At 62.0% G+C, this 21840-nt stretch carries 22 protein-coding genes; 17 read left to right on the top strand and 5 right to left on the bottom strand.

The genetic code is table 11. The features are described from left to right. Positions 1-3: 3 nt before the first annotated feature. The 9 genes from N5D62_RS03835 (at position 4) to N5D62_RS03795 (ending at position 8779) form a co-directional block, all read left to right on the top strand. Complete coding sequence (locus N5D62_RS03835; protein ID WP_279756240.1) at positions 4-684, top strand: heavy metal response regulator transcription factor; 681 nt, start codon at positions 4-6, stop codon at positions 682-684. Continuing rightward, on the top strand, positions 681-2090 hold the full coding sequence (locus tag N5D62_RS03830; protein WP_279756239.1) for a heavy metal sensor histidine kinase: 1410 nt from the start codon (positions 681-683) through the stop codon (positions 2088-2090). The genes N5D62_RS03835 and N5D62_RS03830 overlap by 4 nt, the downstream gene beginning before the upstream one ends. A gap of 451 nt (positions 2091-2541) precedes the next feature. Continuing rightward, positions 2542-3663 carry a DNA-binding protein gene (locus N5D62_RS03825; RefSeq protein WP_279756238.1) on the top strand — a complete coding sequence of 374 codons (1122 nt, stop codon included), beginning with the start codon at positions 2542-2544 and terminating at the stop codon, positions 3661-3663. A 17-nt stretch (positions 3664-3680) separates the two neighbouring features. After that, positions 3681-4151, top strand: coding sequence for a hypothetical protein (locus N5D62_RS03820; RefSeq protein WP_279756237.1), 471 nt, complete (start codon positions 3681-3683; stop codon positions 4149-4151). Between the two features lie 43 nt (positions 4152-4194). Further along, a complete protein-coding gene (locus N5D62_RS03815) occupies positions 4195-5223 on the top strand; it encodes a hypothetical protein (RefSeq protein ID WP_279756236.1) in 1029 nt (342 codons plus the stop codon). A gap of 24 nt (positions 5224-5247) precedes the next feature. Continuing rightward, on the top strand, positions 5248-6186 hold the full coding sequence (locus tag N5D62_RS03810) for a DUF4238 domain-containing protein (RefSeq protein ID WP_279756235.1): 939 nt from the start codon (positions 5248-5250) through the stop codon (positions 6184-6186). A 177-nt stretch (positions 6187-6363) separates the two neighbouring features. Beyond that, positions 6364-7422, top strand: coding sequence for a hypothetical protein (locus N5D62_RS03805; protein ID WP_279756234.1), 1059 nt, complete (start codon positions 6364-6366; stop codon positions 7420-7422). Further along, positions 7422-8234 (top strand): hypothetical protein, encoded by an 813-nt coding sequence (locus N5D62_RS03800; protein WP_279756233.1) that lies wholly within the window; start codon positions 7422-7424, stop codon positions 8232-8234. The genes N5D62_RS03805 and N5D62_RS03800 overlap by 1 nt, the downstream gene beginning before the upstream one ends. A 38-nt stretch (positions 8235-8272) precedes the next feature. Beyond that, a complete protein-coding gene (locus N5D62_RS03795; RefSeq protein WP_279756232.1) occupies positions 8273-8779 on the top strand; it encodes a hypothetical protein in 507 nt (168 codons plus the stop codon). 181 nt (positions 8780-8960) lie between these two features. Here the strand turns inward: N5D62_RS03795 and N5D62_RS03790 are convergent, their stop codons facing one another. From N5D62_RS03790 to N5D62_RS03780, 3 genes are all read right to left on the bottom strand, one after another. Then, complete coding sequence (locus tag N5D62_RS03790; RefSeq protein ID WP_279756231.1) at positions 8961-9194, bottom strand: hypothetical protein; 234 nt, start codon at positions 9192-9194, stop codon at positions 8961-8963. 438 nt (positions 9195-9632) lie between these two features. After that, positions 9633-12584 (bottom strand): Tn3 family transposase, encoded by a 2952-nt coding sequence (locus N5D62_RS03785; RefSeq protein ID WP_279756389.1) that lies wholly within the window; start codon positions 12582-12584, stop codon positions 9633-9635. A gap of 57 nt (positions 12585-12641) precedes the next feature. Further along, positions 12642-12908 carry a hypothetical protein gene (locus N5D62_RS03780; protein ID WP_279756229.1) on the bottom strand — a complete coding sequence of 89 codons (267 nt, stop codon included), beginning with the start codon at positions 12906-12908 and terminating at the stop codon, positions 12642-12644. 217 nt (positions 12909-13125) lie between these two features. Here N5D62_RS03780 and N5D62_RS03775 point away from each other — a divergent pair, with 217 nt between their 5' ends. Together N5D62_RS03775 and flgB are read left to right on the top strand one after the other, a co-directional pair. Then, positions 13126-13470 (top strand): CzcE family metal-binding protein, encoded by a 345-nt coding sequence (locus N5D62_RS03775; protein WP_141225363.1) that lies wholly within the window; start codon positions 13126-13128, stop codon positions 13468-13470. 45 nt (positions 13471-13515) lie between these two features. After that, positions 13516-13986 (top strand): flagellar basal body rod protein FlgB, encoded by a 471-nt coding sequence (flgB, locus tag N5D62_RS03770; protein ID WP_279756227.1) that lies wholly within the window; start codon positions 13516-13518, stop codon positions 13984-13986. Between the two features lie 45 nt (positions 13987-14031). On the opposite strand, the gene N5D62_RS03765 is transcribed toward flgB, so the two are convergent. Beyond that, a complete protein-coding gene (locus N5D62_RS03765) occupies positions 14032-14226 on the bottom strand; it encodes a hypothetical protein (RefSeq protein ID WP_091728615.1) in 195 nt (64 codons plus the stop codon). Between the two features lie 106 nt (positions 14227-14332). After that, positions 14333-15376 (bottom strand): porin, encoded by a 1044-nt coding sequence (locus tag N5D62_RS03760; protein ID WP_088384647.1) that lies wholly within the window; start codon positions 15374-15376, stop codon positions 14333-14335. 378 nt (positions 15377-15754) lie between these two features. Between N5D62_RS03760 and N5D62_RS03755 the strand changes: the two genes are divergently transcribed. The 6 genes from N5D62_RS03755 (at position 15755) to N5D62_RS03730 (ending at position 21579) form a co-directional block, all read left to right on the top strand. Then, complete coding sequence (locus tag N5D62_RS03755) at positions 15755-17329, top strand: sel1 repeat family protein (protein WP_141225361.1); 1575 nt, start codon at positions 15755-15757, stop codon at positions 17327-17329. A 1-nt stretch (position 17330) separates the two neighbouring features. After that, on the top strand, positions 17331-18365 hold the full coding sequence (locus N5D62_RS03750; protein ID WP_279756223.1) for a glycosyltransferase family 2 protein: 1035 nt from the start codon (positions 17331-17333) through the stop codon (positions 18363-18365). Then, positions 18362-19882 (top strand): phospholipid carrier-dependent glycosyltransferase, encoded by a 1521-nt coding sequence (locus N5D62_RS03745; protein WP_279756222.1) that lies wholly within the window; start codon positions 18362-18364, stop codon positions 19880-19882. Before N5D62_RS03750 ends, N5D62_RS03745 begins: the two co-directional genes overlap by 4 nt. A gap of 149 nt (positions 19883-20031) precedes the next feature. Next, a complete protein-coding gene (motA, locus tag N5D62_RS03740; protein WP_279756221.1) occupies positions 20032-20892 on the top strand; it encodes a flagellar motor stator protein MotA in 861 nt (286 codons plus the stop codon). Next, positions 20889-21263, top strand: a complete 375-nt coding sequence (locus N5D62_RS03735; RefSeq protein ID WP_279756219.1) for a diacylglycerol kinase — start codon at positions 20889-20891, stop codon at positions 21261-21263. Before motA ends, N5D62_RS03735 begins: the two co-directional genes overlap by 4 nt. A gap of 67 nt (positions 21264-21330) precedes the next feature. Further along, the gene (locus tag N5D62_RS03730) at positions 21331-21579 is read left to right on the top strand and encodes a hypothetical protein (protein WP_279756218.1); all 249 of its coding nucleotides are present in this window, start codon (positions 21331-21333) and stop codon (positions 21577-21579) included. Positions 21580-21840: the final 261 nt, after the last annotated feature.

Here is a 21840-nt window from a genome sequence, read left to right as displayed (position 1 = left end):
TCCATGCGAATCTTGGTGATTGAAGACGAGTCCCGCCTTGCCAGCTATCTGAAAAAGGGCCTGAGCGAGAGCGGCTACGTGGTGGACGTGGCAGAGGACGGGATCGATGGGCAGCATCTGGCCGTCGAGGGTCAATACGACTTGGTGGTGCTGGACGTGATGCTCCCAGGCATCGATGGATTTGAGGTGTTGCGGCGACTCAGGGAACACAAAGCCACGCCTGTGCTGATGCTCACTGCGCGGGACAAGGTCGAAGACCGCGTGCAAGGCCTCAAAGGGGGGGCGGACGACTATCTCATCAAGCCGTTCGCCTTTACCGAACTGCTCGCACGCATCGAGGCGCTGCTGCGTCGCGGCGCCAGCCACGCGTCGCAGCCGTTGACCTCGCTGCGCCTGGGAGATCTGGACGTCGACCTGGCCCGGCGAAAGGTCACCCGCGCGGGTCGAAGGCTTGACCTCTCTCCGAAGGAATTTACGCTACTCACCGTAATGCTTCGTCGTCAGGGAGAGGTCCTGTCACGAACCGTTCTCGCGGAACAGGTATGGGACCTGAACTTCGACAGCGAGACAAACGCGATCGACGTGGCGGTACGGAGACTGCGCGCGAAATTGGACGAGGGTTTTGACAGGCCACTGTTGCACACGGTCCGTGGGATGGGCTACGTGCTGGAGGATCGGGGTTGACGGGCGACACGTCGCGGCAGGCCTTGCGCGCTCCCCTCACGCGCGCGCCGCGCTCGATGGCGCAGCGCTTGACGCTCGCGTTGACGCTGCTGGCCGTCGCCGTGTTCGTCGCGGTCGCGCTGCTGCTGCACAGTGGTTTGCAGCAGGAGGTGGAGCGGGCCCGGGATCACGATCTGGAAGGGAAGATCGATGTCGTGGAGCATCTGCTGGAGGAAGTCCGCGTCCCGGCGGACGTGCCCGCGTTGACGCATCACCTCAATGACGTCCTGATCGGTCATGGGCAGATGCGCATCTGGCTGCTGGACCGAGACGGCCGGGTGCTCTACGGCGGCAGTGCGCCCCCCGAGATGTCGACGATTGCGGGCAGATTGGAAGTCCGCCGGGAGGACGGCTTGTCGATGCAGGCGCGTCAAGTCTCGCTTGAGGACCATCCCGTCCTGGGCAAACAAGAATTGATCGTTGCGATCGACTCCCGCGACCAGGAAGCGATGCTGCGGCGATACGGAACTCGTCTGGCCATCGTGTGCGGCGTCGGCGTCGCACTCATTGTGATGGTCGCCGGATTGATCGCCCGTAGATCGCTTCGCCCGGTTCAGCAGCTGTCCGAGGAAGCCGCAGCACTCAATCCGCGTTCGCTCTCCGCGCGATTGACGCCCGTCGAGACTGCGGAGCTGCAAGAGCTCGTCCAAGCCTTCAACAGCGCGCTGGGCCGTGTGGAGGCGGCCTACAGTCAGCTCGAAGGCTTTAGCGCGGACGTGGCCCATGAACTGCGTACGCCGCTGGCCACGATGATCAGCAGCGCTGAGGTGGCCTTGATTCGAGAACGCCCCGCAGCCGAGCTGCGCGAGGTGTTGGCCACGAACCTGGAGGTGCTGCGTGAGCTGTCGAGTTTGGTCAACGACATGCTGTTCCTGGCCAAGGCGGACCAAGGGCTGCTGGCCGACCAACTTGTCTTGCTGGACCTGCGAACCCAGGCTCAACACATCTCCGACTATTTCGAGCCTCTCTTCGAGGAGCAAGGCGTGCGGTTGCTCGTGGAGGGGGACGCTCGGGCCGCAGGCAATGCAGGGCTGGTGCGCCGTGCGCTCGTCAATCTGGTTGGCAACGCGGCGCGATACACGCCGCATGGCGAGGCGATCTTCATCGAGCTGGCGTCGCCGGCGCCCAACCTCGTGCGCGTTTCGGTGCGCAATCCAGGACCGGCCATCCCGCCAGAGCTTTTGCCCCGGCTGTTTGATCGCTTCGTGCGAGGCGATCCCGCACGGGGGCAGTCGAGCAATCATCACGGCCTGGGTTTGGCCATCGTGCGGGCCGTGGCGATCATGCACGGAGGACGGGTATTCGCACGCTCGGAGAACGGCTGGACGGTCGTTGGTCTGGAATGGCCACCATCGGGCGTCCACTGAGGCTGCGCAAGTCCAAGGCGTGACGAGCGCGGCCGTCGCGCAAACGCGCGGTCTGTAACGCCCGATGCTGAAAACTCCACCCACTACATCACCGGTCTGCGGCACTCGCTGACCGGCAAATGCGGCCACCTCGTGGGTTCCGGTTCGTCTTGACGTCGTCTGCGAACACCTACCGCCGATCCCCGCGAGTACGCCAGTCTGGCTGCTGCTCGCGAATCCTAGAGCTGGCCAGGTACGAGGTCTGCCGATTTGGCAACGGCGAACTAGGCGAATGCACGCGTTGCACTTGGTCGACGACTTTCAAGGGCGCTATTCGCGATGCACCAGGCTCAGCTGACGGGCACCGCCACCCGAGGGGAAAACGCTCACCCCGCTGCGTACTTTTGCAGCCAAGCGTTCACCAAGCGCAGTTTCGCCGGTCACATTTCATAATGGACTATTAACAAATCTCATGGCTGACGCCGATACGCGGCGTGTTCTGTCGTTTCATATTACGTACCATTGCAATTACGTAATACATACGAAATTGGTGACGGACATGGCACGACCCGGTGTGAGCAAGGCGGAAGTACAGCGGGCCCGGCTGGGGATCATGAAGGCGGGTAAGCACCCCTCGATTGATGCGATCCGGATCGAATTGGGGAACACCGGCTCGAAGGCGACGATCTATCGGCACCTGAAGGAGATCGAGGCGGACGAAGGCGGCGTCAGCAGCCCCAGCGCCTCCCTAAGCGAAGAGCTTCAGGCCTTCGTCGTCAACTTGGCGTCGCGGCTTGAATACGAAAGTAGGGAGCGCATCGAGGCGCAGCAGGCAGGTCACGCCGCTCACGTCAAACGCGCCGCCGAGGCGCTGGAGCGATCACAGGCGGAGGCTCGCGGCGCGCGCTTAGATGCCGAACGCCTGGCCTCGGAACTCGCCAGCGAGCGGGCGCGGCGCCACGAAGTTGAGGCCGACCTGGCAGCGGCCAAACTCGCACTCGCCCGGCAGACCGCACAGCTCAGCGCCCAACTTGACGGCGTGCGGGAACAGTTGAAGTCCGCTCAGTCCCACGTCGCCTCGCTTGAAGAGAAGCACGGCCATGCCCGGGAGGCCCTGGAGCATTTCAGGGAAGCGTCGAGAGACCAGCGGGACCGAGAGGCGCGCCAGCACGAGCAACAAATTCAGTACCTGCAGGGAGAACTGCGCAACGTTTCCGACGCGCTGGCAGCAAAGCACGGGGAACTCCGCAGCGCCTTGCAAGAAAAGGCCGACGCCTTGGGTCAGCTGACCGGCGTGCCCGCTGAGAAGCGCCAACTCGATGAACTCCTGCGCGAGCTCCGCCCCGCCGCGCAGCGGCTGGCCGCACAGAACCAGGTCGTTGATGATCTGCGGGCGCAGGCGTCGCAGGCCGGCAGCCAGTACGAAGCGCTGCTTGCTCGGGCCACTGCGCTGGGTGAGCGCAACCTTGAACTGGAGCGCGAGCTGGCCGCTCTCGGCGCCTCCGCGCAGGCGCAAGATCAGTTGATGAAGGACGTGCTGGCCCGCATCGGAGCCGCCGGCAATCCGCCAATCCTCACCCAGGCCGAGTCCTGACGATCTGCCGTCTAAACGTGATCACCGCCATGCGTCAATTCTTGGATCGACTTGCCCGCGCGATGGGCTACTACACCTTGCAAGATGTGAGCGTTGCGGAACGCCGAGCGCGCGAGGCGGTGCTGCCACCCCTTCAGCAGGCCGACCATCCAGATGGAGATGGCCTCACCGATCCAGCGTCCGAAGAGGCCAGCGAGCCAAGCGGGCCCGTCGGCCATTTGAAGTACTTTGTCTCGTATACCTTCTCATCGAGTCGCGGCACGGGCTTCGGCGCATGCGAGGTCTCGTTGAGCCATCCCGTGCGCTCGCACGCGGACACCCAGGCCATTGGACAGGCGCTTGCCCGTAAGTTCGCCAAGGACCCAGGTCCGAAAGCCACGGTTGTGATCCTCAACTGGCGTCGATTCGAGGACCCGGAGCCGCCCAGCGGCAGCCATGTAGGCGTCCCGGCCGAAGAGGCGCCAGTGATCCTGAGGCTCGTCGCCTGAACGCCGCGACGCGACACCTCTTTGGCTGACGGATGTCGCAAAAATGGGTCTCAAGGGGGAAGAGACATTGATCCATAAGAAGACCGTGTTTATTCTGGGCGCCGGCGCCAGCTACCCGTATGGCTTCCCGCTGGGCGCACAGCTTCGCCAGGACATCATGAAGGTCCCGGTGAGCTATCTGCACGATGTGAAGTTCCTCGGGAAGCCGCGGCCGCTAGACGTCGAACCGTCGACCCGGGAGTTCTTCCAGGCCTTCATCGAGTCCAAGGCCCAGTCCATCGACGCCTTTCTGGCCAATCGCATGGAATACGCCGAGATCGGCCGGGTGGCCATCGCGAAGGTGCTGCTCGGCTACGAGGTCGTGCACCGGCTGTTCGATGACTCCAACGAGGACGACTGGTATGCGGCGGTGTTCAATGCCATCCGTTGCCCAGCCGAGCAGTTGGTCAACAACCAAGTCTCGTTTGTCACCTTCAACTACGACCGATCGCTGGAGCTCGCGCTCTGGAGTTTCCTCCGCCACACGTACAAGCTTTCAGAAGATGAGGCCTGGTCCGCCATGGAGCAGTTCCCAATCGTCCATGCGTATGGTTGCCTGGGAAGTCTGAATCCCAAGTCGCCGCTGTTCGTGCCGTACGGTCTGGGCGGACTCAATGAATCGGGGATCCAGTCGGCCGACGACCAGCAACGCCAGCGCCTGGTGGCAAAGGCAGCCGCGCAGATTCGTGTGATCCCTGAGCATCGCAGCGATCTGCACTCTGAAGGTTTCGACCGGGCCAAGAAGATCATCACCGAAGCCGAGCGCCTCGTATGCCTCGGCTTCGCCTTCGACGACTTGAACGTGTCGAGATTAAGCCCGAACCTGCAAGGCACCATGAACGTTCTAGCGGATGCCCTTGACGGCGATGCGCCTCGCTTCGCCGGCACGGTGTATGGCTTGAAAGACGCCGAGATCCGGCGCGTGGCCAAGTTGATCACGCCTGCGTCCAAACGCTTGTCGACCCTGCAAGGTCTGCACGCCATGAAGTCCACCGAGATGCTCCGACATACCGGGATCCACATCTGCGACTGAAGGTCCACCAAGTCCTCCTTGGCAATGGCCACTCACAGCGAGCATCACTTCATTCCGCGATTTCTCCTGGGCCGCTGGGAGGGCGGTGCTGACGAGCGTCTGTCGGCCATGCGGTGGCTGCGTGGAAACATCTCAGAGAAGCGGTACAAGGCCAGGTCGGTGGCCAAGGAGCGAGACCTCTATGCCATCGGACGTGCCCGTGGCGAGCCAAACCAAGTTCTTGAGCGCGAGTTCATGAGCCTGCATATCGACGAGCCCGCGTCGCAGGTACATCGCGTAATCCTGGATGACCAACTGGGCCGGCTGACTGAAGAGCAGCAGTACATCTGGACGCGCTTCCTGGTTTCACTGGTCCTCCGCGGCCCTGGCGCGGTGGAGCATGTGCGCTCCCGCGGAATCGAAGCTCTCGGCGCCGAATTCGACGCCGATCCGGATGCCTTTATGGACGCTCGCGGGCATCAGCCGGAAGCCAGCTTGCGGCGATTCGTAGAGAAGAATGCTCCGGATCTTCTTCATGATTTCGGGACACGCTCGCTGCCTACGCTGATCCAGACATCGACGCTCAATCGCACGATTTTCGAGGCGTCTTGGGTGACGAGGAGGTTCTCCAGCACCCCTGAGAGATTGCTCATCGGCGATCGTCCGCTCACGCTCTTTGGAGCGCTGAACGACAACTTCATGCTCTATCTACCTGTTGCCCCCGATCGAGCTTTCATGGCGTTCAACTCCCGAGAGACTGCTCGCCGTTTGGCCACGCGGAACGATCGGGCCCTACTCAGGGAACTGAACAGATTCATGGTCGAGCAGGCAAGCGTTTATGTCTACGGCACCGACATGACACACCGGCGGCTTCTGGAGTCTCGCCTGGCCAAGGTAGCCGCAAGCGCGGGTCTTGGCCTGGGGCCCCGTCCGGTGGCTGTCGGTTCTTGCCGAGATGGCACCCTTGCGCTGACGCGCCCTTAGGCCGCGTGTGCGGCGCCGTATCCTGCCGTCGCCGAGCCGACTGAGCACGCCGCTTGTGAGCACGTCGATCACCGATCCTGGGGGCATTGTTGTGTCACCGCAGCTTGCTCAAGCCGATCCATCGACCTTCCTCGAACTTTGTTGCAAGATGTGTCTACAACAATGTAGGGAGGAACAGTGGACTACACCATAGATTTTTTGCCCGTAGGCGACAGTTATGGCGACGCCATCGTTGTGAAGTACGGGGATGCCGAGAATGGCTGTCTATTGCACGTCGTCGACGGGGGGCGTAAAGACACGGCGCAGACGATAATCGGTCACTTGGATTCGTATTACCCAGGTCTATACATTAATCACATGGTCTTGTCTCATGCGGATAATGACCATGCGTGTGGATTAGTAGGCGTGTTGAAGAAATTTCGTGTCGCCAATCTTTGGATGAATCGACCATGGCTTTATGCGGGCCAAGTGCTGCATCATTTTCATGGCAACTTCACCCTTCAGGGGTTAATTGACGACATTAAAGGTCGCCATCCTTATCTGGTCGAGATTGAAGAACTCGCACAGGCTCAAGGCACCGTCATTCATGAAGTCTTCCAAGGTGCGCGGATCGGCGATTTTGTGGTGCTCGCACCCGCTAGACAACGGTACATCGATTCAATTCCGGACCTGGATAAGTCGCCCACATCTTATCGCGCCGAAGATGCTGCGGCGCCTTTTGGCTTACTGAAGTCGCTCGTGGAGGCTGCGAGAAAATGGCTTGATGAAGACTGGGGCGTCGAAACGCTTTCGGAGAATGTCAGTACATCCGCATCGAATGAGAGTTGCGTTGTGCAATATGCGCTGCTCGACGGAAAAGGGATTCTTCTCACGGCGGACGTCGGGCCCGTGGGGCTCTCTGAGGCTGCTGTTTACGCCGCTGCTTTGGGTCTTCCCAATCCGGGTTTCGTGCAGATTCCTCACCACGGCAGCCGGCACAACGTGACGCCCTCGGTATTGGATGCGTGGCTTGGGCCTCGCGTGCCCAAGGGCACCGTCGTCGGCACGGCCTTCTGCTCCATTGGCGCCAACAAGCCGGACTACCCGAGGGGCCAAGTGAAAAATGCCTTCATTCGCAGAGGCTTCCAAGTGTTTTCCACGCGCACTCGGTGGATCTCGCATTACAAGGGAAAGGGACACGTTGGGGCGGTGCCAATAGTGGCGGAAGATTTCGCATCACAAGTCGAGGGGTTGTGATGGAATTCCTGAAGATTTTTGACGCGTATTCGATAAGGGCACGACTATTTCCTGCCATCATCGCTTCGGCGCCAGCAATGGCGGCGCTAGCATTATTGATTTCGTGGAAGTCTTTTGGGCTTTCCAACGCAATTGCCACGATCGGAATCCTCGTGCTGCTGTTTGCAATCGCAGATTTTGCAAGAACACGTGGAGGAGCAATTGAGAAGAACCTCTTCGCGAAGCACGGCGGCATGCCGTCAATCACCTTATTTCGGCACTCGGATACAACCATTGATGCAGGATCGAAGGCGCGCTATCGCAGCTTCCTCGCTGAACAGCTGAATACCCCGTTTCCCACTCCAGAGGAGGAGGCCAAGAACCCTGAGGCCGGAGATGCCGTTTACGAACAAGCTGGCGTTTGGATTCGGCACAACACCCGAGACGTCAAGAAGTTCTCTCTCCTGTTTAGTGAAAATGTCGCCTACGGTTTTCGCAGGAATTTACTTGGTTTGAAATGGATAGGATTGGCGCTAAATCTTGTGGTCGTAGCGGCGTCTGTCCTGCTCCTATCGAAGGACGGCTGGGCCTTTGACACGAGCTACGCGCAGCGCATTTTGGTCGTGTTGGTCGTTGCATGCTTCCATGCGATGTACATGCTCGTCGCGGTTCGGGAGGCCGCTGTGTGGGATGGCGCGATGGCGTATGGGCGGCAATTGATCCTTTCCTGTGAAGCTTTCATATCCGGCAAGAGTCCTCCTGCCAAGAAGCGCGCACCAGCTCGAAAGCGAACTGCTAAATCCGTTGATGCGGACCCTACCAAGGCGGAATGATTTCCGAGGCCGGAATCTTGGCAGGGAAGGAATGACTGGTGGCAAAGCCGTCTATCGGACGCGCCCTGTTATGGGCGACAGCACTCACCGACTGCCGGGACTGCCTCGACTTGGCAGACCGGCTCAGCCGCTTGCCTTCGGCTCCGGAGTTGCTGCCGGGCGAGGCGCGTAATGCAGCCAGGCATCTCGTCCGATTGGCGGTCGTGTATTTCGGCCAGTTGTACACGCCGGGATATGAGGACAGATCCTCCGTAGCATCGAACCAAGACATGGCTGTCGAGCTTGTGCAGCTAGAGGCCGACGCGTTTCCCCACCACGCCGACTTGGCCAAGTTCCAGGCCCTGAAGGCCGTGCTCCTGGATCTGCGTCATGGCACCATCGCCCACGCCGATGGGAGACCATTCAGCGTGCAGCACGGCACCTACTCGGCTCGGGCAACAACGCCCATCTTGGACGCCTCATTGCAGGCCGAGTTCCGAGACTGCTGCGCCCAGCTGATCTTGGCTCTGTTGCGTCGAGCCGCGCGGATCGCCGAAGGCCCTTGACGGGGCCGCTTGCTCGCAGCGCGACGAGCAGGTTGGCGGACGAGCAGCGCCTAGGGCTCGGGCAGCGAGTTTCGGAAAAGCGCCCTTCGGGTCGGTCTTTGGTCTCCCTAGCATTCTGGGCATGAGCAAGCCGAACCGCGCCTCGCGCAAGCCGACCGCCCAACCCACCGAGTTCCAGCCATCAGAGGGCGACCATGCCTACCTCTGGTACTTCCGGAATGACGGCGCCATCAACCGCCTGCTGGCGATGGTCATCAACAAGGTAGACAAGTTGCCGTGGAGCAGGCTCGCTGCGGTGCTTGCGCTGTCGCTGGGCATCCAGCCAGGTGTCGAGCTTGTCGACCGTGCCGCTAGGCGCCTGTCCAGTCCTGAACAGCACGCGGCAGCAAATGAGGAGCCGACGAATGAGGCTCATCTGACCTCGGTATGCCTTCCTGCGCGAGCCTCCCCAGTAGCTTCGCAGCCGCGGGGGAAGCAGGCCTCGCGGCCAGTTCGGACAGGAACCAGCAAGGAGTGCCGGCGCCGGGAGGCGGTGCTGAATTCCGCCGCGAGAGACACGAGTCAGCAGGGCCGGGATCCTGGAGGGCGACCGTAGGCGGCGGCGCAGATTCTCGATGCGCTTGGCGTTCGGACGGATGTATCGAATGCCAGAAGCTCGCCTCGTTTTTCCTGCAGGAACTGGGGTTTAAGAGCTTCGAACTTGTTGATAAATCAACGACTTACGTTTTTCCGCCGCGCGAGCCCGCGTCGTTTTTCGTGCAGAGCATGGGGTTAAGGCTGGGCGCGGTATGCGTCTCTTGAAAGTCCACGGCCGTGGGGTCGCCGGCTAGGGCGCTTGCGTGTTGACCTGGCGTCATGCCACCCGGGTCCGCTTGCGCGGCTGCTTGTCGAGCAGCGCATCTGTGAACGGATCGAAGTTGAAGGATATGATTCCGCGGAAGTTGATGTGCTCGAAGTGGACCGGACCCATCCGGCGGATCCAGGAGTCCTCGATGGGTTGTCTGTTCGCTCTCCAGTAGTCGATCACATCCTGCATCTTCATGGTGTTCCAGGCGATCACCACGTTCGTGAGCAAAGTGTGGGCGCCGGAGATGGCCATGAGCTCATCGCTTCGTCGCCCTCGGCTCACCCCCACTCGGCCGTGATACACCGCGCGTTGCAGGAAGTGAACTGACTCCCCGCGGTTGAGCAGGGCGTGCATCTCCCGCCGGAACTCGGGCTTGGTGAAGTAGTCGCACAGGAAAATCGTGCGCAGCAGTTTTCCAAGCTCGTCGGCAGCGGAATGAACCACATCTCCCTTCGCGGCGCTTCCCAGCCGCGACAGCGCCTCGCGCGCGGTCAACTTGCCCTGGCGAATGGAGGCGATCAAGCGCATCAGTTCGCTCCAGCCCTCGCGGATCCGCTTGAGCGAAGCCTTCCCGACATTCAGCCGCTCCAGGTCCTCGGGCACCTGGGCTCCCCAGGGGAGGTAGATCTTGCGCTCAGACAGACGCTGCAGGCGTACGCAAAGATCGAAGCCCAGCAACTTGGAAACTGTCATGGCGGCGTTCGTGTACCCATGGGTGTCCACCGCCAGCAGCTGCAGCCGAATCTGGTCCTCTCGGCGCGAGACGTTATAGGCCTCGACCCCGTGGACCGCGCTGCCCGCCTGTCGGTCGTTCAGCACGATCGGCTGGTCGTAGAACAGGCTCCACGTATCGCTCATGTGCACATAGATGCCCACGCCATGGGTCTTGCGCCGATGCTCAACGCGCGCCGAATGCAGATGGCGCGACGTGTCGATTGTCATCGAGTCGGCCGACGCCTTGTCCCCATCCCCCCAAAGCGAGGCGATCGGGAACGACTGCTGGTACTCGATGACTCGGTTGTTGGCGTCGCGCAATCGGCCGCGGGCCTCGATCGCTCGCATCGCAGTGGTGATGTGCGATACCTGCAGGCCCGGGATCATCGCGCAGACACCTTTGGCGGTGTTTTCAGTGCCATGAGCGAAGAGGGCTCCGTACAGAGCCTTCAGTTCATCGAGATCCTTCGCGCGCCGACCCAGCAACGCCTCGCTCAATCCGGTCTTGGCGTCGATCTCGACCAGCATCCCGGCGAACTGCTGATCGCCAATCTTCTTGAATAGGGTATCGCGCGTGTTGGTAACCTGAGGTTCGACTTCGAGCGCCTGAATCGGGTCGATGTGCATTTCACCCCGGGAGTCCACTGTCACGACCCCCGTACGCACCGCTTCGTTGAGTTGCTTGAGGCACTCGTCGACGCGGGAGAGCACGCGCTGCAGGTACTTGTCGGGATCGTCCGTCAGACTCAGCGCGCGAATCAGCGACTTGGAGCTGGCGCTCCATTCCTTGGGCGGAATCAACTGCTCCTCGCGGCTGCGATGCCTGGTGCTGTGGGCGACCCATAGCTTGCCGCCTCGAACTCCCTTCCGGATGGCGGTCATGGCGCATGCCTTCAACGCTGCAAGCGCCTTCCTACGGTCGGGACTCGACAGCAAGTCGTGCCACGACGGATCAGCCATCGAAATTTCGAAGTCCTGCGGTAAGGATGTGGCACCACGCTCAGCCAGTGACTGCAGCGTGGTCAGCTGTTGCATCGCCTTGTCGCCGTCAACGCCCCGAATGTCCAGTACCGAGAGCGAGTGAAGCAACGCCGTTACTCGCGGTGCATCGTCGTCAACCAACGACTGGCGGATCATCGCGGCCCGCGTGCCGGCGAAGTCGTGCTCTTCCTTGGGCAAGAGCGCCCGCAGGGCCGCCACGATCTCTTTGTCCTTCAGCGACGGGTCATGCAGCACTTCCTTGAACTTCACACGCTCCGCGCGGAGATCGACGGAACTGACGGCTTGCTTCTTCTGGACACGCCCCGAGGCCTTGCGATAGAGGTCAACCACGCAGCGTCCACCGACGTCAGCGGCCTGATCGTTGAGATCCAGGAGCACCACATAGCTGAAGGCACACAGCTGCAGGATCTGCTGCTGCTCGACCAAGCGCTTTGTCTCAGACGGCGGGCGGCCAACTACCTCGTGGCCGTACGCCCGCAATCTGGTGAGCGGGATGCCTTCTAGCTTCCACGTTTCGACTCCCCACTTCTTGACGCAGTGGATCTTGTCGGTGATCTCTTTGAGCGTGGCGCGTCCGTGCTTGCCTGGCGGCTCGCGTAGCCATTCGAGTACCGTCACGCTGCCAGGGCCAGGCCGCTTGGAATAGAGCTCGCGCAGGGCCGCGATGCGCTGATGCGCCGGCACGCCAGACATGACGGCTTTGATCGCTGCCGCCTCCTGTGCGGCAAAGGCTTTGCGCGCAAGGTCGCGGATGGCGCGATCACCCGGCAACACGTAGCGCTTCTCGTAGAGCCACATCTCCGCCTGCTTCACCAGGTCATCAAGAGACACAGCAGTGGCGGCGAGCTGATGAAGAGCGTCCAGCAATGCAGCATGAACCGGCTCGTCCGCAATGCTGAAGTCCGCACGCTCTCGTGCCCATTGCTTGTGGAGACCGCTGGTATGCGCGTCCTTGTACAAGGACGCAAGCGACGCAATGTCAGGAGCCCGCATGCCCATCGACATCGTCATGTATTGGAGCAGAGCCTTGGGGATCCCGGTCATCGCGTCGGGCAAGCGCCCCGTGGCCCGCAGCATCAGCAGTTGATACGCCGCACCGATGCGAGCGTTCCCACGAAACTCATGCTTGAGTTCGTGAAGATCGTCTGCGCTAAGGCGAACGACTCTTCGACCTCGCGAGAGGAAAGCCCTCTGGGCAACACATCTCGCCCGACGAACCGTAGGTGGAAACTCGGCACTGATGTCTCCTGCGGCCCAGGCGGTGCCAGGCTTTGCGCGAAAGACTATCCAACCGGTTTGTCAGCTGCGCGACGGGGAAGACGAGATCCGGGTTAACCCGATGGCACTAACCCCAGTGAGTACATCGAAACCGAGTTCACCCCTGCTGTGGCGTCGCAGAATTCCATCAAGTTGCTCTGGCGACACGAGCGGCTCGTCCCGGAGAACGAACGTGAGGCAGGTGCTCATCAGGCGCTCCACGCCCTGTCCTGCCACCACCGCCAACCCCAGCGTCTTCAGCACGTCGTCCTGTTCGGGCGTGTATCCCGATGCAATGTTGCTGCTCACCTTGGCACCTCCGTCGCTTCATTCTGCGCTGGATGTCCTCATCTCGCAGCGTCTGGTCCCAAGGACGGAGAACGGCGGCGCACCGCGGGCGCGAGCTAACAAACTTGTCATCACTACGACAGGTCCGTTGAAAGCGACAGATTTCTAAAGTGCTGTTCATGGTGGATGCGGTAGGTGCTCTTGTTGAGCACGGCTCCACCGGAACAAGGAGATCTGTATGAACCGAACCGTTGCCATGATCGCTGTCGCTGCCAGCCTGTTCGCCGGCCTGAACGCGCCGGTCGCAGCACAGACGACCGAGCGTCTGATGAACGGAAATTCCATCTACGGCGTGCCGTTCGCAGGTCAGAAGACCGATTTCGTCGTCGACCTCGATTCGCGCAAGGCCATCAACATCGAATGCGGCCAGACCGTGCAGTTCCGCCAAGGCGGAAAGACCTTCGCCTGGAAGTTCGACGTCGTCGGGCACCGCGCGGTAGACCTGTCCAAGATCGCTCCGGCGGGGTTCTCGAGCAAGCCGTTCAAGGTCTACGTCGACAAGAACGAAGGCGAACGAGCCTGAAACCCACGAAGCCGCACCAGCGGCTTCGCCTTTTTGGGGGATGCCATGGATGGGATCAAAGACACGAGGTTCGGCGCCGCCACGGCGAAGCAGGCGCAGGATTCAGATGAGTGGCGGGCGCAGGCGCTGGTATTTCGCGGTAAGCGCCAAGCCATGCTGGCGAGCAATATCGCCAACGCTGACACGCCCAACTACAAGGCGCGCGACATCTCGTTTGCAGACGTCCTGAAGGCCTCAAGCCAGGCCGAGGAACTGACCGACCAGGATGGCAAGGAAACGAGCGTGGCTCGGGAAGTGCCGCTCATACCCTCGAGCACGCTGGCGTTCGCAGGCTACAGACAGCCGTTGCAAGACAGCATCGATGGCAACACCGTAGAGGTCGAGCGCGAGCAGGCTGAGTTCGCTCGCAACACGATTCTGTACACCCTGGCGATGGCATCGCTGGATGATGAGGCCACGGAGTTCAAACAGGCAGCTGCGCTGCCAAATGCTGCGTCGCCCACGAGGCGTGGCTGATCACTGATCAGTTCGCGACTGACCTGTGGGTTCGTCGCGGCCGGTTCAATCGCCTCGAGTCATCGCGGCGAGGGCGTCGAGCGCCGCATCTTCGGCAAGCTCCGGGCGGTCGTATTCCCCCTCGATCGGCACGCGAATAGGCGGCCCTAGTTCGGGCGGCGGGGTGAGCACCAGCACGGCCACGAAACGCCCGGACTCGTTGCAGTCGACCTCGAGGTTCGAAACCCAGCCCTCGTCCATCAGCCCTCCGATCGGTGTTTGCTTCCGAAAGCCAAATGGTAGGCCCAAAGAAAAGGGGATGCGCGATGCGCATCCCCTTCGCCTTTACCTTGCAGAAAGCCTAGCCTTAGAAGCTGTGGCGCACCCCCACTTCCGCGCCGGAGGAGTTCTGGCCGCCCAGCATGCCCGCCGGCGTCGTGTACAGCACGGAGCTGCGAGCGGCGCCCTTGTTGGTCACGCGAGCCACGGTGCCGTAGAGCGCCGTGCGCTTCGAGAAGTCGTAGACGTAGCCCAGCGCCAGGCGGGTGCTGTCGTCGCCATCGGCGAAGCCGGAACCAACCGCGCCGCCGGAGCGGTTGGCGTTGGTGTAGCCCACGCGGATCTGACCGACGGTCACCGGAATGGTCGCGCCCACCGAGATTTCGGTCGACTTGCGTTCGCCCCACTTCTTCACGTCAACCAGGGTGTGCAACACGCCCCACGGCGACTTGTAGTTGAACAGCAGGTTGTAGTTCTTGAACTTGGACAGGTTGGCGCCGACATCCGTCGTGCCGTAGGCACCGCCGACCAGGAAGCTCTTGTCTTCGTAGCCGATCCGGCCGCCGTAGTACTTGTTGCCCACGGTGCCTTCGCCTGCGGCGACATGGAACTGACCGTAGACGCCACCCAGGTTCTTCGGCAGGAAGTAGCTCACGCCGTTGTCCGTACGCTGGATCGTGGTTGCACCACTGCCCAGGTTCGCGCCGCTGCCATAAACAAAGATGCCGCGAGATCCAACACCCACGATGCCAAATTCATCGTTGAGCGTGTTGTTGTAGGTCGGGGTGGTGTCCCGGCCTAGGCGAACCTCACCGAAATCACCCATCAGGCTGATCGTCGAACGGCGGTTCCAGTACTTGCTGGCGTTGGAGGTGCCGGTGTCCAGATCGATGCCCGATTCCAGGTGGAAGCCAGCCGACAGTCCGCCGCCCAGTTCTTCAACGCCACGAACGCCCAGCCGGCTGGTTGTGTTCCCACCGGACGTCACGCCCTTGACCGTACCCGCGTTGCCGTTCTTCACCTGGCGCACGGCAACGTCAGCGACGCCGAACAGCGTGACGGACGAGGTTTGCGCGAAGGCCGAGCCGGCAAGCGCGCTGCATGCCAATGCCAAGAGGACTGGCTTATTCATGAACTTCTCCTATTCGATGGTCGATGCATAGAGACGCGATTCGCCTCAAGCACGACGCAGGCTAGGGAGAAGAGCAAGGGAAATCCACGAGTTCTACCGATTGAGCGGGGGCGTACTCGCGCACGGTGGTCCAAACGGTCGTGAGACGTGTCGCTCAGGACACAGCCGAAGCAGCAGGAAATTTCTGATGCGAGGTCACATGTTCGACACGTCCCAGACTGACCAACGCCATCGACGTTGAAGCTGACGAACCGGTAATCAGGCCGTCAGTTGTTGGTCAATGCCTGGTCTCTAGTCTCTCGTCTGCTCGCGATGTACCGGCGACGCGAGTGTCCCGAAGATGCTCAGCAAAGGCGCCAGTACGAAGAAAGGCGCTCGATGAGAAGACAAGACATTCAACTGATTTCCAGGGCAAGGCGAGGAGACGCTGCGGCCTGCTTCGAGGCCGGGCGCTTGTACCTCGAAGGGATGAAGGGATTCCCGCGGCACGTGCCGCTCGGACTCGAGTACTTGAGTCAGGTCGAGACCCTCAGGGAGGACGAAGCTCAGCGGCTGATCGTTGAGGCGCTCGACCTGCATGAGATCGCCGTACACGGACGTGTCTCCACGCTTGAGCGGGCTGCTCGCTTTGGCAGCGGAGAAGCGCAGCTCCGGGTCGCGATCTGGAATCTGCTCACGCAGGTGGATCAAAGCGAGGCGGTAGGCTGGCTTCGGCTTGCCGAGAGGTCTGGTCAAGACGGCGCAAAGGAGGCGCTGACGCTACCCGCCTCCGCGGTTGACTCAGACGACGCCGCGGTGCTGCGCGTGAAGGCCCTGCTGGGCGTGCCAAAGATTGGTTGGCCGGAACTGATCGCGCTGGTGATGGAGCGGGCCCTCATGAGGAAAGAGCCTCGCCTTCTGCTGCGAGCCCTCGCAGTGAGCCTGGTCCTCGGGCAGTTGTCCAACTCCACCCTTGCCGATCAGGTGTACGCCGCGATCAGCTTCGCCAAGTCGATCCCCGATGTGCGAATCACGGTCGATACCAAGGCCATCGAGGTACTGCTGGATGACTGCGTGGATCGAGGGAACTGCGCTGCGGCGTTGCTGCTGGGCCAGGCGCTGAGCGGCAACAACGTCGGATCGATTGGCTGGGACATGCTGGTGCAGGCGCCGAACAGACGCAAGGCTTCCGCACTGCTCATGCGGGCAGCCGATGCAGGCTACGGCGAAGCGTGGACACGCCTCTATGAGCTGCATGCCAACAACCATAGCTCCGTGGCAAATCCTCCGATGGCGCGATTCTTCTTGGAGAAGGCTGCTGCGAGCGGGGACGTTTCCGCGCAGCGCCGGCTGGGCGCGACCATCCTGCGCGCCGCTGCATCGCTACGCGATGCGGAACAGGGGATGCACTGGTTGTATCTGGCCTCGCAGTCTCAAGACTTCCAAGCCCAGGCGCTGATCCGCACTTTTATCCTCCCTGTTCAAGGGTGCGAGGCCGACGCGGCACGCGGCATCTTCGAAGTGGCCAAGACCAACGGCGCCTTGGCCGCGCGGTTGAGGGTAGCAAGGGACTTTGGGCTGACCAAGCTGGAGGCCATGACGGTGGACATCGTCGAAGGACTTCGGCCTTGGGGCTTGGTGGTGGGGAAGAACCCGTTTATCCAGCATGCACGACTGTCTTCGCCGCGGGCTATCCCTGCGCTCTCCTCATCGACCCTGCAGACACTGAAGCGCAGCGCCGGCTACCTGGCTGATGGCGGCGTTCAGGGCTCAGGACCCCGTGATGTGGAGCTACGGCATCGCGCGGCCCGGTTGAAGCAAGCGTTGGACAACCACGGGCTGTCCGAGTCTCTCTACTTCGCGAAGGCGAGCTCTGACGCGCTGGATGCCATGCGCGGTGGACCTCGATGGGCGCGCCAAGTGAAGTTGCAGCTGGATGCTGCCATGGGACACGAGGAAGAGGAGCTTGGCTGAGATGTTCAACGCTGCCTGGTCGCCGGCGCCCCTCCAACTTGTTCCTGCTGCGCCGATTCGTCAGATGGCTGGTGCAATTTCTGTGGTTGTGCCGGTCTTCAATGAAGCGGCCAGCCTGAGGACGTTCCACGAGCGACTGAGCTCCGCGCTGCTGTCTCTGGATCGCCGCGTGGAGATCTTGTACATCGACGACGGCAGTACCGACGGGACGCGCGACGCATTGAACGCGCTTCGTGCGCTAGATCCCCGCGTGGGTGTCGCCTCCTTCAGCCGAAACTTCGGCAAGGAGGCGGCGATGACCGCCGGGCTTCACCTGGCGCGCGGCGAAGCCGTGATCCTGATCGATGCCGACCTCCAAGATCCGCCTGCGTTGATCCCCGAGATGATTCGCACTTGGGAGGAAGGTGCCGACGTCGTCACCATGAGACGGAGATCGCGCGCAGGAGAAAGCTGGCTCAAGACGTTCTCGGCGTACGCCTTCTACCGCGTCTTCAACATGCTGTCGGACACCGCCATGCCGCCCGACGTGGGGGACTTTCGTCTGCTGAGCCGACGCGTCGTGGACGCCATCAATCGGCTCCCGGAGCGCAACCGCTTCATGAAGGGCTTGTTCGCATGGGTCGGATTCAAGGTTGTCACGATCGACTATGACCGAGACGCGCGAAACCAAGGCCACACCAAATGGGGGTTCCGAAAGCTCTGGCGCTTTGCGGTGGAGGGGATTGTCGGATTCTCGACGGTACCGTTGAAGATGGCCACCTACGTGGGCCTGACCTGCGCGGTAGCGTCCTTCGTCTACGCGGTGTACTTCCTTGCGAAGACGGCGCTGTTCGGCGAGCCGATACATGGGCTTCCGACTCTGATCATCAGCATCCTGATCCTCGGCGGCCTTCAGCTGATGGCCATCGGAATCCTCGGTGAATACGTGAGCCGCCTTTTCATCGAGTCCAAAGCCAGGCCGCTGTACCTGATCGAGGAGTTCCGTCCTGCGGTCTCATCCCCACCCCTGTGGGTCGCCGGAGCCAGGCCGTGGTGAGCCAAGCCTTGGAAGTACTCGAAGCTGCCCACACCCCTCCCAGAGCGATATCGACCACGTTCTGGGTGGTCGTCTTGGTGGTGCTCTGCATCGGCCTTCGCCTGCTGACGCTGGGAAGCTACCCGCTCTCGGACAACACCGAAGCCCGGTACGCGGAGATTGCGCGAATCATGATGTCGGGCGGCGACTGGATCAATCTTCATCTGCCAGGGGATGTCGTCTTCTGGGGCAAGCCGCCGTTGTCGACCTGGTTCTCCGCACTCGGTCAACTGGCGCTCGGTGCCAACGAGTGGGGTGCTCGCCTGCCCATGCTGGTGCTCGCCATGATGGTCACGCTGATCGTCTGGAGATGGTTGCGCGACTCCAGTTCCCGCGAGGCCATTCTTGGCGTCGCCGTGTTGTGGGGAAGCGCGGTGTTCTTTGTCAGTGCCGGCGCGGTGATGACCGACATGGCTCTGACGGTCGCTGTAACGCTCAGCATCGGCGGCTTCTGGTGGGCCATTTCCGGGACCAACTTGACCAGGGTGCGTCTCGGCGCCTTGGGTTTCTTTGTTGGGCTTGCCTTGGGGCTGCTGGCGAAGGGTCCGGTGGCGCTTGTTTTGTCCTTGTTCCCAGTTGGGGTGCATGCCCTGAGTTGTCGCGGCGCCTTCAGAGACGTGAGGTCGCTGCCCTGGATGAAGGGTGGGCTCCTGGTCTTGGGCATTGCGGGACCTTGGTACGCGCTGGCGGAGCTTCGCAGTCCCGGATTCTTGGAATACTTCCTCGTCGGTGAGCACTGGAGCCGGTTCACGCAGCCGGGATGGACCGGCGACCTCTATGGCACCGCTCACGAGCAGACCAGGGGAATCGTCTGGGCATACCTGGCGGTGGGATTCTTGCCGTGGAGCCTGCTCCTGCCCTGGCTGCTGATCGGCAGGCGCCGGGCCGCGAGGCGGGTCGCCGCCGACACGCGATCGGAGAGATCCCCGGACACGGCGCTACTCGTCGCATGGGCGCTGACCCCAGCGCTGCTGTTCTCGGCCTCGAGGAACATCCTCTGGACGTACGTGCTTCCGGCCGCGCCTGCGTTGGCGATCCTTGCCGGGCGCTGGCTTGCGCGAGATCCGAGGCAGCGCGTCGTTCACGGGCTCGTCGCGACCGGACTCGTCATCCTGACCGGCGCAGCCGCTGCGCTGCTTTCGAGCCAAGGGTCGATGGGCGCCATCCGATCGGCATCCGGCGTGCTGCTTCCGCTGCTGTCTGGCGGCCACAAGGCTTCGGAAGTGACGTTCCTCAATGCACTTCCGTACTCCGCCAGTTTCTACACGGGCGGCAAGGCGCACGACGTGGTCAAGGACGAAGAGCTTGACCTTTGGCTTCGCCGGGATCCGAAGCTCGGTCCGCTTCACGAGCACGAGTTCCTGGTGACCACCGAGAAGTCCTGGCGCTCCCTGTCCGAGGGCCGCCGCTCCCAGCTGCATGTGCTCTTCGATGCCGATGGTTATGTCCTGCTGGTCCGCGCAGGGCCGGCCGGATGAATCGCGGGACGCTGCCCAACGCGGCGCGCGCACGCGAAGCCGGCGTGACACCTCATCAACTCGCCGCGCCTTTTGGTCGCGGCCTCTGCGCCGCGGCCGTCACGGCGAAAACGTCGACGCGCGGCACATCAATTTTTGGAGATTGATCAATGTTCATAGCCATCGGGTGGGTGCTCGCCTTGGCTTGCATCTTCGGCGTGTTCATCGCGCACGGGGGGAATATCGGTGTCGTGCTCAAAGCCTTGCCTTTCGAGATGACCACCATCTTCGGTGCGGCGATCGGCGCCATGTTGGCGACCAATCCTCCCAAGGTCATGAAGGCGACGGTGAAGGGTCTCGCGGCCTGCTTCAAGGGAAGCAAGTACACCAAGGCGCGCTACATGGAGCTGCTGGCGCTCATGTACGACATCCTGCAGAAGGCCCGCAAGGAAGGCCTGATGTCCATCGAGAAGGACGTCGAGGATCCGCAAAGCTCGCCGCTGTTCCAGAAATACCCCACGGTGGGCAATGACCACCATGTCACGGAGTTCATCACCGACTATCTTCGGATGATGGTCTCGGGCAACCTGAACGCGCACGAGATCGAGTCCCTGATGGACGCTGAGATCGACACGCATCATCACGAGGCCTTTCTCGCCGTGATCGCGGTGCAGCGCCTGGCGGGCGGGCTGCCGGCCTTCGGCATCGTCGCCGCTGTGCTGGGCGTGGTGAACACCATGGGCTCGGTCGGTCAGCCGCCGGCGGTGCTGGGCGGGATGATCGGCTCGGCGCTGGTCGGTACTTTCCTCGGGATCTTGCTGGCCTACGCTTTCGCTGAGCCGCTGGCCGGCGCGCTCGAATCCAAGGTGGACGAGGCCGGCAAGGAACTTCAGTGCATCAAGACCACGCTCCTGGCTTCCATGCAGGGTTACGCGCCGCAAGTGGCCATCGAGTTCGGGCGCAAGGTGCTCTATTCGACCGAGCGTCCGTCGTTCGCGGAACTCGAAGGTCACGTGAAAGGCAAGCGGTGAATCCCCACAAGGGTCGGACGGGCCTCGATCGGCTCGTACATGCGTTTGGGTACTCGCTGCAGGGCCTTCGAGCTGCGTTTGCTGGCGAGTCCGCCTTCAGACAGGAGGTGGCGGCTGCGATCGTGCTGATGCCACTTGCGATCTGGCTGGGGAGCAACGGCGTTGAGCGGGCGCTGCTGATGTCGTCGATCTGGTTGGTGCTCATCGTGGAGCTGCTGAACTCGGCGCTTGAAGCCGCGATCGACCGGATCTCCTTCGACCACCATGAACTGTCCAAGCGGGCAAAAGACTTCGGCAGCGCCGCAGTCTTGCTCTCCCTGGTGCTGGCCGCCTCGGTCTGGGCCGCGGTGCTTGGGAGCCGCTGGCTATGAACAGAGACCTTCGTGATGCGATTCCCCAGCCATGTGCTGTCCTGCAAGTCCAGGTGCACTTGACGAAGTGCTGGTCGCCGCATCCAAGCGCCTCGCCAAACTCCGGAGCGTTCTGATGTCGCGTTGGCATTTCGATCTCTGCTTCACCCCGGAGCCGGGCGTCGCAAAGGTAGCCCTCACCGAGCAGGCCGACGTGTTGGAGATGCTCGTCGAAGGACTGGGCAGTAACATGTCCTTCGCCGGCTGGCGCATCTATGGGACCGATCTGGGTCACCGTGTCGAGGTTCGACTCTGGGGGAATGCGAGCTGGAGGTGATCGCCAGACTCGACGCAAGAGTCAAGGATTCAGATCGCTTCGTGCGCGACCTCTGTATTTGCGCTCAGGCTCTGCACTGTCGCCTGTTCAGCGTGGACCTGAGCGAGGACCTCGAGCCGGATCCCGATGTTGTCAAGGAAGCCCTGCGTCGATCGTCTGCGTGGCGCGTTGCCGCGGCAATGGGGCCGGTCGTGCATTGAGGTGTGGATCCCGCGCGGCCTGGGATATGAAAGCGCGGTTTGACCACGGAGAGCCGGTTGG

The organism is Mitsuaria sp. GD03876 (genome assembly GCF_029840635.1).
GTDB lineage: Bacteria > Pseudomonadota > Gammaproteobacteria > Burkholderiales > Burkholderiaceae_C > Roseateles.
Note: the sequence above shows the minus strand (reverse complement) of the source record. Positions and strands in the feature narration are given on the sequence as shown.